Consider the following 18,679-nt stretch of genomic DNA (forward strand, 5'->3'; position numbering starts at 1 on the left):
ACTATCAACTATTTGAGTATGAAAAATAATACTTTTTACCTGCTTGCCGTAATTCTAATATTTACAAGTTTTATTGGTTTCTCCAAACCAGGTATGCTTGATAATTATGGTTTTCAAACATATTTTCATAGAATCCAAAATATTAATTCTATTGAAAATCATGTTTCATTTAGACCTCATGAGTCATCTCGACCAATAGCAATTGCTTCCTGTCAAGATATTAATGTATATCTTGATATGTCAGGTAATGCATCTATAGTTGCTGCCGATATTGATAACGGTAGTGTTGGAGATGGTTTTTCAATAGATATTTCTACTTTTTCCTGTTCAGACATTGGTGCGCCTGTTACTGTAACTTTAATGGTTACAGATAGTTTGACAGGTTTAAGCGATTCGTGTACATCACAAGTAACCGTATTAGATAATATAAACCCTTCAATTACATTAACAGGAGCTAACCCGCAAACTATTGAAGCCTGTTCAACATATACAGAACTAGGCGCTAGTGTGAATGATAATTGTGCTGGGGTGGGCAGTCTATCTATTAATGCCTCGGCTGTTAATACTTCGATTGTTGGTACTTACTCGGTAACCTATGATGTTACCGATGCTTCTGGAAATAATGCCGCACAAGTAACCCGTACCGTAAACGTCGTTGATACAACCGATCCGACCATAACACTAAACGGTATTGCCTCCGTAACCGTGGAGGCCTGTGGTACCTATATCGAACAAAGTGCAACCGCAGATGACGGTTGTATGCCAATCGGTGCTGTGACCATTGGCGGGGATACTGTGGACACCACGACCGTGGGAACCTACACCTTAACCTACAACGTATCCGATGCCGAAGGTAATGCTGCTACGCAGATGACACGCACCGTATATGTTGAAGATAGCACACCGCCTACTATTACACTTAATGGAGCTGCTACAATAATCGTGGAGGCTTGTGATATATATACCGAACTGGGTGCGACTGCTAATGATGGTTGTTTATCTATCGGTTCCGTAACTATTGGTGGTGATATTGTTGACACTACTACTGTGGGAACATACATTGTTACTTATGATGTGCTGGATGCTTCTGGAAATCCTGCAACACAGATGACACGTTCAGTGCATGTTAAAGATACTACAGCTCCTAATGCCATTTGTCAAAATACTACCATACAATTAAATGAAACAGGAAATGGCACTATTACAGTATCGGATATTAATAATGGTTCATTTGATAGTTGTAGTGCCATTACTTTAAGTGCCTCACAAACAACTTTTGATTGTTCAGATTTAGGAAATAATAATATTACATTGACTGTTACAGATGCAGAAGGCAATACAGCTACTTGTATAGCGGTAGTAACTGTAGTAGACACAATTGACCCCGTAACTCCAATACTAAATACAATAACAGCAGAATGTAGTGCCACTGCACCAACACCTACAACAACAGATGCTTGCGCTGGAACTGTTACAGGAGGAACAACAGACCCTTTAACCTATAGCACACAGGGTACACATATAATTACTTGGACATTTGACGATGGAAATGGCAATACCACAAGCCAAACACAACAAATAATTATTGATGACGTAACACCACCAACTCCTGATTCAGCTTCTTTACCCGATATTACTGCTGAATGTTCCGTTGGTTCATTAACCGCACCAGGAGCTAGAGATAATTGTAACGGACCTGTTACGGTTACCCATAACGCAACATTACCTATTACCGCGCAAGGTACTACCGTGGTAACCTGGACCTATGACGATGGAAATGGCAATACCACAACCCAAACGCAAAACGTTATTATTGATGATATAACTGCTCCAATTCCTAGTTTAGTCTCTTTACCTGATATTACAGCTGAATGTACGGTGGGTTCGTTAACCGCTCCTACAGCAAGAGATAACTGTGATGGTTTAGTAACGGTTACACATAACGCAACATTACCTATTACCTCGCAAGGTACTACTGTGGTAACCTGGACCTATGACGATGGAAATGGCAATACCACAACCCAAACGCAAAATGTCGTTATCGAGGATGTCACGAATCCTGATACACCTGTTCTACCTAATTTATCAGCAGAATGTAGCTTAACTGTTACACCTCCAACAACTACTGATAATTGTGATGGGATTATTACAGGCACAACAGGTCTTATTAGTTTAACATTTGATACCATAGGTACAGATGTCATCTATTGGGAGTTTACTGATGAAGCTGGTAATTCTATAATACATCCACAAAATATTACAATTACAGATAACGCTCCAACACCTGATTTACCTAATTTAGCCCCTTTAGTATTAGACGGTTGTCAAATTACAGATATTTCAGATTTGGTCATTCCAACTGCGACAGACTTATGTGATGGAACCATAAATGGCTCATTGAGTGCTGGTTTTGTTTTTCCCTATTCATTTAGCGGAACCCAGACAATAGATTGGGAGTTTATAGATAGTAATGGCAATATGACCATTCAATCACAAGATATTACATTGAATCCTATTCCGGTGGATGGCGGAACATTACAAGGGACATTTGAATCTACCGTTTTTTCTAATGGTGTTGATATTTCTTCCTGTAGTGTCGCTATAAATGTAGATTTAAATTTAAGTGGCGAAATGGGAACAATCATTCAATGGGAACAATATGCTGTAAATAATGGGGTTTGGGAAGTGATTCCAGATACAGACAATAATTTCACTGCTTCATTTGATATTGGTGCTTTGGTGTCTACATATTACCGTGTTTTAGTACAAACCGGAACTTGCTCGGCCTACTCTACCCAATTTTTTATCAGAGCGTTACCTACTGGTTCAGCTCCAACAGTAACCATATTAGATCCGGATTCCTCCTACTGTTTAGGAGATACTGTTAATCTTCTTGCCACCAGTAATTATACGGCAACGGAAGAATCGATTCCAGACTCTTCAGGTGACTTTAATCAAGGGCAATTAAACACTCAAGATCCCAATGGTTGGTTAGTTGATGGCGAACCAGGCGGCTTTACAGCTGGAGGTAGTGCAACTAAACCGCGTAATTGGTCTGCAAAGACATGTAACAATCAAGATAATGGAGGAATTGTCTATTGTGGAAATGATGATAAATATACCATAGCTTATGGCGACTATAGTTCGAGTCAATACCGTGGAGCAAACCCTACAACATTAGAGACACCCATAATGGATTTATCCAATGCCGAATCAGCCAGTCTAACTTTTGATCAAGCCTATTATTTTTCGAATAATGACTATGCAGCCATAGATATATCAACCGATGGTGGTAACACTTACTCAACACTTCAAATAATGCATGTTCCGGGAACTGGAGATGTTGATTGGTTTACGGCTGGAACAGCTGCATCTGTAGCTACTTCAGACCCAACAAATTATAATTTTGATACCGATGACACTTTTATTGATCTTGCAGCATATTTAGGAGAAAACAATGTTCGAATTAAATGGTCGTTTACAGGCACAACTGATCAAAGTGCGTGGGCCATGGATAATATTTTTGTCAATACAGTGGTGGTAGTTGAAACTGAAATAGAATGGACAGATGGCATTGGAAATCCTAATGAACCACCAATTGCAGAAGGTGCCACGGAAGTAGGATTTAGTTTTGTTCCAGAAGTTCCAGGAGTCCATGAATATGGTAGTACTGCTTTAGTGAATGATTGCCGAACTTATGATGAAGATGGCACATCTCTAACCACTATATATGTTTCATATTCATATGCTGGAGAGAATGTGGCCTATACGGATCAAGAATGTGGTCAAAACACTGTACAATTAAACGCTTATGACAATTCCTTAACCGCTAGAGAAAATGCGACAAAAGGAGCATTTACCATGCCAGCCGATTGCATAAATTGTGATGATGAGGGCACCGGTGAAATTGGCACCTGGAGTGTTTCAGGAAATAGTCCTTGTGGCGGTGGATCGTTTTCTAATATTCATGACCCTGATGCCCTTTTCACAGCAGAAGAAGGAACTTACACCTTAACATGGACTGTTGCTGGATGCGAAAGCTCTATCACGGTGACAACCAGAAATTGCAATCAAATTGACTTTGATGGTATTAATGATTACGTAGATTTTAAAAGTAACACCTTCTATTTAACTGGCGATGAATTTAGTATTGAAGCTTGGGTAAAACCCGAGATAATTTCTGGAGATCAAACTATTTTTTCAAAAAAAGATAGTAGTCGTAATCTTAATAATGGCTATGATTTAAGTATAAATAATTTAGGAATAGTATCCTTTAATGCAAATCGATCCGTGACCATAAATTCATCTCCATATAGAATTAATACCGATCGCTGGTACCATATAGCAGTCACTTATGCATCAGGGCAGTATTTATTATACATTGATGGAATAATAATTAAATCAACAAGTGGCTCTGGACCTAATGGAAATAATTCTAGAACCATTTTAGGAGCCATGGATAGTAGCAATTCTAGCGAACCAACGAAATATTTTAATGGTTGGATAGATGAACTTAAATTATGGAATAAAGCCATTACCCCTGATCAGCTACATCAGATGATGAATCAAAAAATAATCCCGAGTCCAACAAATCCAGGAAACGTTCATGGGGAAACAATTCCAATAGATATTTCTGGATTGTTATGGAATGACCTAACCGGCTATTTTCAAATGGAAACGCTACAATGTGGTTATTTAGAGTCAACTTCAAGTTCCATACGCGGGAAGTTGAAAAATATTTCAACCAGTGAGGCTCAAACCGCTCCTGTACCCTACACATCAAGATTAGATGGGCAAGAATGGGCAACTGATAACACATGGACTCATTGGCAAGTTTGGGATACCCCAAATAGCAATGGAATTGATGGCAGCCCAATAGATTGGAATATCGTTCAAATATCACATGATATTGATTCTGGAGATAAAAATATTACATTACTTGGCTTAATTTCAGATACAACCGATAAAGAGTTAACTATTTCCAATCCAAATGAAACGCAAGATCAAACCAATTCGGGAAAAATGCTATGGGTTACCCATTATTTAGACCTAGATGGCAAGATAGATTTAGTAGGCGAATCACAATTGATTCAGAAACGCTATAACGAGAATCAAATTAACGAAAGTGTTTTTAACAACACAAGTTTAGGTTATATAGAGCGAGACCAGCAAGGTACAGCCAACGCGTTTAACTATAACTATTGGGGTTCTCCAGTTTCACAGAATAATGCCGCTGACGATAACAGTAATAGTTTTAGCTTAAGTGGCATATTACGAGATGGCACCACTACTGTAGACGATCCTATTAATAGGCCAATTAGTTGGATTGGAGGTAGCACAGCAAACTCCAGTAATCCAGCTCAAATAAGTACTCGCTGGCTATATGCATATATTAACAATACAGCAGAAGATTATTATGAATGGGAATACATTGGGAACTCAACTTCAATCCCTATTGGGCTTGGTTATACTATGAAAGGCAGTGGTAATGCAACAGCCAATCAAAATTATGTATTTGTTGGAAAACCCAATAATGGCACCATTACTACAGAAATTGGTGCTAACCAACAGTCATTAGTAGGAAACCCTTATCCTTCTGCAATTGATAGCAAAGAATTTATTAGTGATAATCCAGGAATTACAGGAACACTATATTTTTGGGAGCATTATTCATCTAATACTACACATATAACAGAACAGTATGAAGGTGGTTATGCCGCATTAAACAATTCTGGAGGTGTTGGTGCTGAACAGCATCCTGATTTAATAATTAGTAATAATGGAACCAAAATACCTAAACGCTATATCCCAGTTGGTCAAGGTTTCTTTGTGGAAGGTGGCGATTCAAATAGCAATGTGATTTTCAAGAACAGTCAGCGTATCTTTAAGACCGAAGCCCCTGCTGCAGATTCATATGAAGGTTCGGTGTTTTTAAGAACCCATTCTGAGAATCGTGAAAATACAGATAGCTTCATTAAGCGTGTTCGATTAGAATTCACTTCTCCTGAACAAGCACGAAGACCGCTACTTTTAGCTTTTGTTCCAGATAGTGAGGCTACAGATGCTGTAGATTGGTCATACGACGGTAAAAATAATGATGAATCTACTAATAGTGATTTATCATGGATGATAGAAAATGAAAAATATGTGATTCAGGGAGTTGGTGATTTTGATGTAACCAAACAATACCCTTTAGGTTTATTCTTAACAGAGAATGGCAATATCAAAATTGCTTTAACAGATTTAGAAAACTTTGATACACCTATCGACGTATTTATTTATGATAGTGTTCTTGGAACTTACACTCAAATTAATGACAGTGCGTTTAATTTTGAAATGGATGCTGGGGACTATATGAATAGATTCTTTTTAACATTCCAATCTGAAAGCCTGTCAATTGATGAATTTGATAACAGCTCAAATCATCTATTGGTTAATTATTTAAACAATTCAGGTGAGATTTATATCAATGTTCCGAACGGGATTAGTGTGAAACAAGTTTTCTTATTTCAAATTCAAGGAAAAGCTCTAAATTCTTGGGAAATAACTGATGACAGTAATTTTTCATCTTTTCATGAAATTAGAATCCCTGTAAAAAATGTTAGCAGTGGCACCTATATTGTTAAAGTTATAACTGAAGATAATCAAACTATTAATAAGAAAATTATCATAAAACAATAACACTCTTTTTACTAAAGGACACCTGGTTTGAAGAGTATTATAATCACATAGATATTACATAAAATACATTCTATAAAAATCCGTGAAATGTATAAAAAATCCGATAAAATGCATTTTTTGTAGGTTTTTTGAATATTTCTTTTTATTATTGTCTTGTGTAATTGTAAATAAGTTATGCAAAGTGAGCTATAATCATAAATTTAACATAAACATAATATAACACACTCACTTTCTTTGTTTTACGGTTTTAGAAAGAATAAAATGGTATTTTAACGAATATATTTGTTCTCACCACCGTATCACAATAATTTCGTTCTATCCCTCTTGAACAGTTAATAGCTAACTATGACTAAAAGCAAGCTAGAGTTCAATTAATCCATTTAAATTTTTGGCTTCGTTTTGGTTATTGGTTAACGCCCCATAACTTTTAACTATTTGAGTATGAGAAAAATTACGTTGCCTTCACTTATTGTAGCCTTTTTGGTGACCATAGGATATGGTTTTTCAAAAAGTGTAACGCTGGATGATTTTTCTTTAGAAGACAATCAACCTACGTTTACTTCTAAAGCTTCTATTACTAATTATGTTTCATTTAACCCTGATGACAGACGCATTGCTGTAGCGGTATGTCAAGATATCACGGTATATCTAGATGGTACTGGTAGTGCCAGTATTGTTCCAGCTGATATTGATAATGGAAGTGTTGGAGATGGATTTTCATTGGATATTTCCAGTTTTTCCTGTTCTGATATTGGAACACCCGTAACTGTTACCCTAACTGTTACTAATAGCTTGACTGGTTTAAGTGATACCTGTACCTCTCAAGTAACCGTTCTTGATACAGTTATCCCTACAATAACTTTAAATGGACCCAATCCACAAACCATAGAAGCTTGTTCTACGTATTCTGAATTAGGAGCTAATGCGAATGATAATTGTTCTGGAATAGGCAGTTTGGTTATTGATGCTTCTGCTGTAAATACATCTGTTGTTGGATCATACTCTGTTACTTATAACGTAGACGATGCCGCTGGTAATTCAGCCGTGCAAGTCACTCGTACCGTGAATGTGGTCGATACCACCATTCCAACTATAACTTTAAACGGATCAGCTACTGTAACCGTGGAAGCCTGTGGTACTTATAATGAATTAGGCGCTACTGCTAGTGATGGCTGTTTGGCTATTGGTGCCGTGGTCATTGATAACTCATCTGTGGATGAAACGACTGTGGGTTCTTATACCGTAACTTATAATGTAGACGATGCCGCTGGTAATTCAGCCGTGCAAGTCACTCGTACCGTGAATGTGGTCGATACCACCATTCCAACCATTACTTTAAATGGTTCAGCTACTGTAACTGTGGAAGCCTGTGGTACCTATAATGAATTAGGCGCTACTGCTGCTGATGGCTGTTTGGCTATTGGTGCCGTGGTCATTGATAACTCATCTGTAGATGAAACGACTGTGGGTTCTTATACCGTAACGTATAATGTAGACGATGCCGCTGGTAATTCAGCTGTGCAGGTAACCCGTACCGTGAATGTGGTCGATACCACCATTCCAACTATAACTTTAAACGGATCAGCTACTGTAACCGTGGAAGCCTGTGGTACTTATAATGAATTAGGTGCTACCGCTAGTGATGGCTGTTTGGCTATTGGTGCCGTGGTCATTGATAACTCATCTGTGGATGAAACGACTGTGGGTTCTTATACCGTAACTTATAACGTCAATGATGCCGCTGGTAATTCAGCGGTGCAAGTCACCCGTACCGTGAATGTGGTCGATACCACCATTCCAACCATTACGCTTAATGGTTCAGCTACTGTAACCGTGGAAGCTTGTGGTACCTATAATGAACTGGGTGCTACCGCTAATGATGGCTGTTTGGCTATTGGTGCCGTGGTCATTGATAACTCATCTGTGGATGAAACGACTGTGGGTTCCTATACCGTAACGTATAATGTAGACGATGCCGCTGGTAATTCAGCTGTGCAGGTAACCCGTACCGTGAATGTGGTCGATACCACCATTCCAACTATAACTTTAAACGGATCAGCTACTGTAACCGTGGAAGCCTGTGGTACTTATAATGAATTAGGTGCTACCGCTAGTGATGGCTGTTTGGCTATTGGTGCCGTGGTCATTGATAACTCATCTGTGGATGAAACGACTGTGGGTTCTTATACCGTAACTTATAACGTCAATGATGCCGCTGGTAATTCAGCGGTGCAAGTCACTCGTACTGTGAATGTGGTCGATACCACCATTCCAACTATAACTTTAAACGGATCAGCTACTGTAACCGTGGAAGCCTGTGGTACTTATAATGAATTAGGCGCTACTGCTAGTGATGGCTGTTTGGCTATTGGTGCCGTGGTCATTGATAACTCATCTGTGGATGAAACGACTGTGGGTTCTTATACCGTAACTTATAATGTAGACGATGCCGCTGGTAATTCAGCCGTGCAAGTCACTCGTACCGTGAATGTGGTCGATACCACCATTCCAACCATTACTTTAAATGGTTCAGCTACTGTAACTGTGGAAGCCTGTGGTACCTATAATGAATTAGGCGCTACTGCTGCTGATGGCTGTTTGGCTATTGGTGCCGTGGTCATTGATAACTCATCTGTAGATGAAACGACTGTGGGTTCTTATACCGTAACTTATAACGTCAATGATGCCGCTGGTAATTCAGCCGTGCAAGTCACTCGTACCGTGAATGTGGTCGATACCACCATTCCAACTATTACACTTAATGGATCAGCTACTGTAACTGTGGAAGCCTGTGGTACGTATAATGAATTAGGTGCTACTGCTGCTGATGGCTGTTTGGCTATTGGTGCCGTGGTCATTGATAACTCATCTGTGGATGAAACGACTGTGGGTTCTTATACCGTAACGTATAACGTAGACGATGCCGCTGGTAATTCAGCTGTACAAGTAACCCGTACCGTGAATGTGGTCGATACCACCATTCCAACTATTACACTTAATGGATCAGCTACTGTAACTGTGGAAGCCTGTGGTACCTATAATGAATTAGGCGCTACTGCTGCTGATGGCTGTTTGGCTATTGGTGCCGTGGTCATTGATAACTCATCTGTGGATGAAACGACTGTGGGTTCTTATACCGTAACGTATAACGTAGACGATGCCGCTGGTAATTCAGCTGTACAAGTAACCCGTACCGTGAATGTGGTCGATACCACCATTCCAACCATTACTTTAAATGGTTCAGCTACTGTAACTGTGGAAGCCTGTGGTACCTATAATGAATTAGGCGCTACTGCTGCTGATGGCTGTTTGGCTATTGGTGCCGTGGTCATTGATAACTCATCTGTGGATGAAACGACTGTGGGTTCCTATACCGTAACTTATAACGTCAATGATGCCGCTGGTAATTCAGCGGTGCAAGTCACCCGTACCGTGAATGTGGTCGATACCACGATTCCAACCATTACGCTTAATGGTTCAGCTACTGTGACCGTGGAAGCCTGTGGTACTTATAATGAACTGGGTGCTACCGCTAGTGATGGCTGTTTGGCTATTGGTGCCGTGGTCATTGATAACTCATCTGTGGATGAAACGACTGTGGGTTCCTATACCGTAACTTATAACGTCAATGATGCCGCTGGTAATTCAGCGGTGCAAGTCACCCGTACCGTGAATGTGGTCGATACTACTGATCCCAATGCCATATGTCAAAACATAACAGTTCAATTGAATGCTTCTGGAAATGCTTCTATTTCTGCATCCGATATCAATAATGGCTCAAGCGATAGTTGTAGTACCATTTCTTTGAGTGCTTCTCAAACTAATTTTGATTGTTCGGATTTAGGAAACAATAATATTACTTTGACTGTGACAGATGCTGAAGGTAATACTGATACATGTATAGCTTTAGTTACTGTTGAGGATAATGTTGATCCTGTCATTCCAACTCTATCAACTATAACTGCGCAATGTAGCGTAACAGTGCCAACGCCAACGACTACAGATGGTTGTAATGGAACGATTACTGGAACGACATCAGATCCAACAACTTACAATACTCAAGGATCCTATACGATCGCTTGGACTTTTGATGATGGGAATGGCAATAGTATTATAGTAAACCAAACAGTTGTAATTAATGACACGGTTGATCCTGTTGCTAATTGTCAAAACATTACATTACCCTTAAATGATGCAACCGGTACTGCCAGTATTACCCCTTTGCTAATCAACAATGGCTCAACGGATAATTGTAATTTAAGTAACTTAACTTATTCGTTATCACAAACAACCTTTGATTGTACAAACATAGGACCTAATATTATTACATTCACCGTTACTGATGCAGGTGGCAATACGGATACCTGTACAGCAACTGTAACGGTTACCAGTCCGAATATTAACGGTGGTAATGCCATTGGTTATTTAACCAATACGGAAACACCAGCTGATTCCGATGACATCATTGAAGTAACAGCTTGCCCCAATGAACCTCAAAATGCTATTATCACTTTAAGTGGTTATGTTGGGAATATTGTTCGATGGGAATATTCCACCAATGGAGGTTTAAACTGGACAAGTGTTGCCAACACAACAACAACTTATAGTTTTATTGATATATTACAAACGACTCTAGTTAGAGCAGTTATCCAAATTGGTGCCTGTCAAGCTTACTCGAATCTCGTTTACGTTGCCGTAGTACCACCTGATGTACCACCAACTATTGTGGGTCCTAGCTCATTTGACAACTGTATTGGTGATGTGATTACGGTGACTGCTGAAAGTTCATATGGTGTTATCCCCGATTTTAATGAAGGAGGTCTGTTTAACCAAGCTAATCCTCCTGGATGGGATTCAGATGGATTAGGTCACATCCCAGCCAATGCGGATAATGGCAATGAGACTATTTGGGCTGAAACCAATGGTCCTAAAAATTTTGCAGGTCGTTGCTACGATACAACCGACAATACAAAATTTGCTATAGCTGTAGGTGTTGCTGGAGGAACCTATTCTCCCCAAACACTTCTAGAAACGCCCGTTTTCAATACTTTAGGCCTTACCACTGCGACATTAGATTTTGAACAAGCTTACTATCTAAATGCAGGCTCATGGTGTAAAATTGAACTATCAGTTGATGGTGGTGCTACCTATAACATAGAATTAGACCCTGGTGCTGCTTATAATTATATTGGCCCAAGTGATACTGGTTTTATGAATCCATATCCTGGATTTACAGGGCAGTGTAGAAATGTTCCAGGCACATTAATTGATAAACCTGTTTCTATTGATTTACAAAATTATATAGGGATGGTTAATTTAAGAATACGCTTCACTTTTAATGGAACAACAGGAAGTGCATGGGCTCTAGATAATATTAGAATTCCCCAAGCACCTATTGATGAAGTTATCGAGTGGACAGACGAAGCTGGTGTAGTGGTAACAACAGGAGCCACAACAACTATTACCCCTATTACCCCAGGTGTTCAAGTTTATGGGGTGACCTCTTTAATTAACGGCTGTCGCTCAGAAGGTGATGAAGGAACTGAATTTATTGACGTGAGTGCCAGTTTAGCTTATGCTGGTCAAGATGTTGATTTGACTGCTGGAAATGAATGTGGTGAAACCGAAATTCAATTGGCCGCATACGACAATACCATTTCAGCGTTAGATAATTATAACAATGGTGTTTGGGAACCTGGTGCCTATATTTATCCAGGTCAATCTTATGATCATGATAATAATCCAGGAACACCAGATTTAATAGCACCTAACCACCCTCTTGGAACTGGCAAGAATGGATTTTGGTCAGCAACAGTTGTAGACGATTTGGGCGGGTGCAATCCTAGTTATTTGTTTACAGATGCTGACAGCCCAAACTCCAAATTTATTGGAGAACCAGGTGAATATAATCTAACATGGACTGTAGTTGTAGAATCTGAATCTGCACCAGGAGCTAATGATGCGGTAACTTGTAGCAGCAGTATTAATGTCAAAATTCCACAATGTCAAAATGTGGATTTTGATGGCAACGATGATCATGTGGTTTTTGATGATAATTTTGATTTAACTGGTAACTTTAGTATATCTGCTTGGGTTAAACCAGAATCCATAAGTGGTGACCAAACCATCATATCCAAAAGAAACCCAAGTTCTCCTAATTCAGGTTATGAATTAAGATTGAATGACTCTGGTCGATTAATCTTTGCATATAACAATAGTACTATACATTCAGGTTCACGTATTTTAACCGTCAACAGATGGTATCATGTAGCTGTTACTCATGAAGGCAGCACCTATAGATTGTATATTGATGGTATTCAAATAAATACAACCACTGGAGCTGCTCCTAACACTAACAATAACGATTGTTTGCTGGGAACCGTTGAACGTGCATCAGGCAAAACAAATTATTATCATGGTTGGATGGATGAACTTCGGATTTGGAATAAAGCACTGAATGTGAATCAAATACGCGAGACTATGAACCAAGAAATTCGTGATAATGCTGGGGCTGTATCTGGTGAAGTTATTCCTCTTGATGTTCCTGGCTTAAATTGGAACGATTTGGATGGTTATTACCGAATGGGAGAAAATTGTGGCAAACTGACACCTTATGCAGGTTCCGTTTCAGGTAAACTAAAAAATATCAATTCGCAGCAAACAGAAAATGCACCAATTCCATATACTTCAAGAGTAGATGGACAACAATGGGCTACAGACAATACTTGGACACATTTCCAAGTGTGGGATGCACCAAATAGTGTTGGAATTGATAATTCAACACGTATTGACTGGAATATTGTGCGTATATCACATAATATTGATTCAGGAAACAAGGACATTACTGTTTTAGGATTGATTTCCGACAATACCAATAAAGAATTAACCATTGCTAATTCTGGATCTCCACAAGATGAAACCAATACGGGTCAAATGCTATGGGTAACCCATTATTTAGATTTAGATGGTAAAATTGATTTAGTTGGAGAATCGCAATTGATTCAAAAGCGATATGATGCCAACCAAGTTGATGAAAGTGTATTTGACAACACGAGTTTAGGATATATTGAACGTGATCAACAAGGCACTAGTAACCCGTTTAATTACAATTACTGGAGTTCACCAGTTGCGCCAAACAATGCTGCTGCAGACAATAGTAATAGTTATAGTTTAAGCGGTGTTTTAAGAGATGGTACAACTACAGTCAATAACCCAATGGGAAGACCTATTAACTGGATTGGTGGATACACAGCTGCTGCGAGTAATCCGGCTCAAGTGAGTACCAGATGGTTATATGCCTATATCAATAATCCAGCTGAAGATTATTATGAATGGGAATTTATTGGAAATTCATCATCTATTCCAATTGGATTGGGTTATACCATGAAAGGTAGTGGCAATGCCGGTGCAACACAAAACTATGTATATGTGGGTAAACCAAATAATGGAACCATAAACACGCCGATTGGTGCCACTAGACAATCGTTAGTTGGAAACCCATATCCTTCTGCCATAGATTCCAGAGAATTTATATTGGATAATGGTCCAGGTGGTACGAATAGTATTACTGGTACCCTATATTTCTGGGAGCATTATACGTCCAATGCTACGCATGTTACCGAGTTGTATGAAGGTGGTTATGCCGCATTAAACTTTACTGGTGGTGTTGGTGCCGTACAGCATCCAGATCTGATAATCAGTAATAACGGAACTAAAATACCGGAACGTTATATTCCTGTAGGACAAGGTTTCTTTGTAGAAGCAGGTTCAATATCCAGTAATGTTGTTTTCAACAACAGTCAACGTATTTATGAGACCGAAGCCTATACAGCTAGCTCTTATGAAGGTTCAGTGTTTGTCAGAAGTAACAGTAATAGTGAGTCTCATAGAAACGAAGATTTAATTCAACGTATAAGATTACGATTTACATCGCCTGAAGGTGGCAAAAGACCTTTATTACTTGGTTTTGTTTCCAATGGTAACGCTACGGATGGTGTGGACTGGGCTTATGATGGCAAGAATAATGATGAATCAACTGATAGTGACTTGTCTTGGATGATTGAAGATAACCGCTATGTCATTCAAGGAGTTGGTGAATTTGATGTTACCAAACAATATCCGCTTGGTTTATTCTTAACATCAAATGGTACTATTAAAATTGAATTGACTGAATTGGAGAATTTCGAATCTGAAATTGATGTTTACATTTATGATTCCTTATTAGGAACCTATACTCAAATTAACGATTCTGAATTTGAAATGGCTATGGATGCTGGCGAATACCTAGACAGGTTCTTTGTTACATTTCAATCTGAAAGCCTGTCTGTTGACGAATTTCAAACAGATGATACTAGTGAACTATTAGTTAACTATCTAAATAATTCAGGAGAGATTTATATTAATGTTCCAAGCAACGTTCGTGTCAAACAGGTTTTCTTGATACAAATTCTTGGTCGAAAGGTGAACTCATGGGAAATAACAAATGCCAGTGCATATTTACTAGCATCTGAAATCAGAATTCCTGTGAAAGGTATCACCGATGGCACTTATATCGTTAAAGTAATAACTAAGGATAATCAAACCATTAACAAAAAAGTGGTTATCAAGCAATAAAATTACTCATAGTAAAAAAACGACTTATTCAAGTTGCCTTTTTTAGATTTTAAACAGGTAAATATTATGCTATACTAACGAAAAAAGTACTGGTTAAATAGTCCAAATTGGTGGTCCCAAATCTACCATAGCCATAACCGTACTTTAATTGAGTCCCGATTTTTCGGGACTCTTTTTTTATGTTAGCTTGGTAATTAAGTCGTTTAGGGAAACAGCCTTCTGTTCACCTGAAACCATATTCTTTAGGGTGTATTGCTGGGCTTGCATTTCTTTTTCGCCAACAAGAACAACAAAGGGTATTTCACGTTTATTGGCATGCTGCATTTGCTTCTTCATTTTAGCATTATCTGGATACAATTCAGCATTGATATTGTTTTTACGCAAGGATTTGATGGCTTTCAGGCTATAAAGCGCCTCTGCATCACCAAAATTGATAAATAACACATCTAAACTTTTGGCTACAGTTTCAGGGAATAGATTCAATTCTTCGAGCACCAAATAAATTCGATCCAATCCAAAACTAATACCTACACCCGACATATCAGGCATTCCAAAAATACCGGTTAGATCATCATAACGACCTCCTCCACCTATAGAGCCCATATTAACGCCTTCTGGAGCAGAAACTTCAAAAATAGCGCCTGTATAGTAATTGAGTCCTCTTGCCAAGGTAACATCTAATTCTAATTGAGCCGTTTCCAGACCTATTTCTGCAATTGCCTTATCAATAAACTCTAATTCCTCAATGCCTTTTTTACCGTCTTCAGAAGTGCTTAAAATGGCTTTTAATTGTGTGATTTGAGAACCAAAATTACCAGATAGCGTAAATAATGGTTGTAATTTGTCAATACCTGATTGAGAAATACCTTTTTCCAGCATTTCCTGTTTGACTTTCTCCTCACCTATTTTATCCAGTTTATCTAAAGCAACTGTAAAATCAATGAGTTTATCACTAGCACCAATTACTTCAGCAATTCCGGATAAAATCTTGCGATTATTGATTTTTATAGTCGTTCCTTTTAAACCTAAAGCCGAAAAAACAGCATCGTACAGTTGTACCAATTCCACTTCTTGCCATAAGGATGTAGAACCAACCACATCGGCATCACATTGGTAAAACTCTCTAAAACGACCTTTTTGAGGTCTGTCAGCTCGCCAAACGGGTTGCATTTGGTAGCGCTTAAACGGAAATTCAATATCATTTTGGTTTTGCACAACGTAACGCGCAAATGGTACGGTTAAATCGTAACGAAGTGCTTTCTCGGAGATAAATGACGTCAGTTTATTGGCATCTTTTTCATTATATAAGTCATCGCTGACTTTATTCAAGTAATCCCCTGAATTCAATATCTTAAAAATCAACCGATCCCCTTCATCACCATATTTACCCATAAGAGTATCCGAGTTTTCAAAGCTGGGTGTTTCAATGGGTTGAAAGCCAAACTTTTCAAACTGGCCTTGAATGGTATTGAATATGTAGTTACGTTTGGTAACCTGTTCCGGGTTGAAATCGCGTGTGCCCTTGGGAATACTTGGTTTTTGTGCCATACTAACTTCCTGCGACAGCAGGAATCTCTTTATTGATTAATAATTGTAACAAAAATAGTGGATTAATTTGATATAGATTCCTGCCTTCGCAGGAATGACAAATTAATTAATCAGTTTATCAAAATACTGAAACAATTCACCTTTGGTGATTACGCCTCCTTGCTGAATGAGTTGAAATTTATCCAAATGTCGGTTTTCAGAATAGTCCTTTTTAGCTTGCATAAATTCCACATCATCATCCATCAAATTCTCACGAAGCCAATTAAAACCATCTTTTGAGGTTAAATCAATGGCATTTTTTAACTTAACACCTATCACATGCATATTGGCATCATTTAAGTTAAATAAATGCATTTGTTGTGGTGAAATATGCTCAATAAATTCGACTTTACTCAATACACCTTCCCAAACTAAATCGCTAAACACATCCAATTCCTGTTCAGCCACTTCGGGTTTTGTTTCCTTAATTTCTGACCACTCGTCCGCAGTGATAGATTGCGTTGCCAAAAAATTAATGAATTCCGGATGTAATTCGTCAAACTGTTCTTTTGTTAATCTGGCGTATTTCATAGTCAATTTTATTTTTCAATTTATTTTAAAAAAAAAGCCCCAACTAGGTTGAGGCTTTTAATATGTTATTTAATGCTTATGCTTGAGCAATAACCTCAAATGGGAATTCTACAGTTACTTCTCTATGAAGGCGAATAACAGCATTGTACTGACCTAAACGCTTAATATTACCACCAGTAATACTAATAAATTTCTTGTCAATAGTGTGTCCTTCTTTTTCAAAAGCTTCAACTAAATCCAATTTGGTTACAGAACCAAATAATTTATCTCCAGCAGAAGCACCTTCAGTTGCTTTAGCAGTTAATTTCAATTCTAAAGATTTTAAAGCTTCTGCTACTTTTTGAGCGTCTTCAATAATCTTTTTCTCTTTAAAAGCACGTTGCTTTAAGTTCTCTGCCAATACTTTTTTAGCAGAAGTTGTAGCCAATACAGCTTGACCTTGAGGAATTAAATAATTTCTACCATAACCGTTCTTAACTGTTACAATATCGTCTTTAAATCCTAAATTCTCAACGTCTTGTTTTAATATAAGTTCCATTGTTATGATAATTTTATTTTAATAAATCGGCCACGTATGGCATTAATGCTAAATGACGCGCTCTTTTGATAGCTACAGATACTTTTCTTTGGTATTTTAAAGAAGTTCCTGTTAAACGTCTTGGTAAAATTTTACCTTGCTCGTTTACGAAATTTAATAACCAATCTGCGTCTTTATAATCAACATATTTAATACCTGATTTTTTGAAGCGACAGTATTTCTTGGTTTTGTTCGTATCGATGTTTAAAGGCGTAAGATATCTGATTTCTCCGTCCTTTTTTCCTTTTGCTTGTTGTTCGATAGATGACATAATTACGCTTTTTGTTTAAGTTTTTCTCTTCTTCTCTCTGCCCAAGATATCGCATGCTTATCAAGGGTTACAGTTAAATAACGCATAAAACGCTCGTCACGTCTAAACTCGACTTCTAACTGGTTGATGACTTCTCCTGGTACAGTGTACTCAAATAAGTGATAAAAACCACTTTTTTTGTTTTGGATTGGATAAGCTAACTTTTTTAAGCCCCAATCTTCTTTGGCTACCATCTTCGCTCCGTTAGAAACAAGAAAATCTTCGTATTTCTTTACTGTTTCCTTTATCTGATCTTCAGATAAAACGGGATTTAAGATGAAAACAGTTTCATAATGATTCATAAAAATCTAATTTATAATTAAAAATGGGTGCAAAAATAACTATTTTTCTATATATTACAAAACTAAACCCATAATAAT

7 protein-coding genes are annotated in these 18,679 nt (G+C 38.1%); 2 read left to right on the forward strand and 5 right to left on the reverse strand.

All coding sequences use genetic code 11. The features are described 5' to 3' along the window. Positions 1-18: 18 nt before the first annotated feature. Together ACKXGU_RS02535 and ACKXGU_RS02540 are read left to right on the forward strand one after the other, a co-directional pair. On the forward strand, positions 19-6,681 hold the full coding sequence (locus ACKXGU_RS02535) for an immunoglobulin-like domain-containing protein (protein WP_463466508.1): 6,663 nt from the start codon (positions 19-21) through the stop codon (positions 6,679-6,681). Between the two features lie 441 nt (positions 6,682-7,122). Next, positions 7,123-15,294, forward strand: a complete 8,172-nt coding sequence (locus tag ACKXGU_RS02540) for an immunoglobulin-like domain-containing protein (RefSeq protein ID WP_463466509.1) — start codon at positions 7,123-7,125, stop codon at positions 15,292-15,294. Between the two features lie 177 nt (positions 15,295-15,471). Here the strand turns inward: ACKXGU_RS02540 and hisS are convergent, their stop codons facing one another. The 5 genes from hisS to rpsF form a co-directional block, all read right to left on the reverse strand. Next, positions 15,472-16,842 carry a histidine--tRNA ligase gene (gene hisS, locus ACKXGU_RS02545; RefSeq protein ID WP_463466510.1) on the reverse strand — a complete coding sequence of 457 codons (1,371 nt, stop codon included), beginning with the start codon at positions 16,840-16,842 and terminating at the stop codon, positions 15,472-15,474. A gap of 102 nt (positions 16,843-16,944) precedes the next feature. Then, entirely contained in the window at positions 16,945-17,412 is a 468-nt protein-coding gene (locus ACKXGU_RS02550; protein WP_463466511.1) for a DUF6495 family protein, read from the reverse strand. A 76-nt stretch (positions 17,413-17,488) separates the two neighbouring features. Beyond that, positions 17,489-17,950: a 50S ribosomal protein L9 gene (gene rplI, locus ACKXGU_RS02555; protein ID WP_103052632.1), complete on the reverse strand. Its 462-nt coding sequence runs from the start codon at positions 17,948-17,950 to the stop codon at positions 17,489-17,491. Positions 17,951-17,963: 13 nt separating this feature from the next. Then, positions 17,964-18,260 (reverse strand): 30S ribosomal protein S18, encoded by a 297-nt coding sequence (gene rpsR / locus ACKXGU_RS02560; RefSeq protein WP_103052633.1) that lies wholly within the window; start codon positions 18,258-18,260, stop codon positions 17,964-17,966. Positions 18,261-18,262: 2 nt separating this feature from the next. Continuing rightward, positions 18,263-18,601, reverse strand: a complete 339-nt coding sequence (rpsF, locus tag ACKXGU_RS02565) for a 30S ribosomal protein S6 (protein WP_103052634.1) — start codon at positions 18,599-18,601, stop codon at positions 18,263-18,265. Positions 18,602-18,679 lie beyond the last annotated feature (78 nt).

This window comes from Hanstruepera sp. CR43 (genome assembly GCF_055227665.1).

What these genes read in the sequence shown, in the direction of transcription:
- ACKXGU_RS02540 (WP_463466509.1), top strand. Translation starts at nt 7,123, where the DNA reads ATGAGAAAAATTACGTTGCCTTCACTTATTGTAGCCTTTTTGGTGACC.
- ACKXGU_RS02535 (WP_463466508.1), top strand. Translation starts at nt 19, where the DNA reads ATGAAAAATAATACTTTTTACCTGCTTGCCGTAATTCTAATATTTACA.
- rpsF (WP_103052634.1), bottom strand. Translation starts at nt 18,601, where the DNA reads ATGAATCATTATGAAACTGTTTTCATCTTAAATCCCGTTTTATCTGAA.
- ACKXGU_RS02550 (WP_463466511.1), bottom strand. Translation starts at nt 17,412, where the DNA reads ATGAAATACGCCAGATTAACAAAAGAACAGTTTGACGAATTACATCCG.
- rplI (WP_103052632.1), bottom strand. Translation starts at nt 17,950, where the DNA reads ATGGAACTTATATTAAAACAAGACGTTGAGAATTTAGGATTTAAAGAC.
- hisS (WP_463466510.1), bottom strand. Translation starts at nt 16,842, where the DNA reads ATGGCACAAAAACCAAGTATTCCCAAGGGCACACGCGATTTCAACCCG.
- rpsR (WP_103052633.1), bottom strand. Translation starts at nt 18,260, where the DNA reads ATGTCATCTATCGAACAACAAGCAAAAGGAAAAAAGGACGGAGAAATC.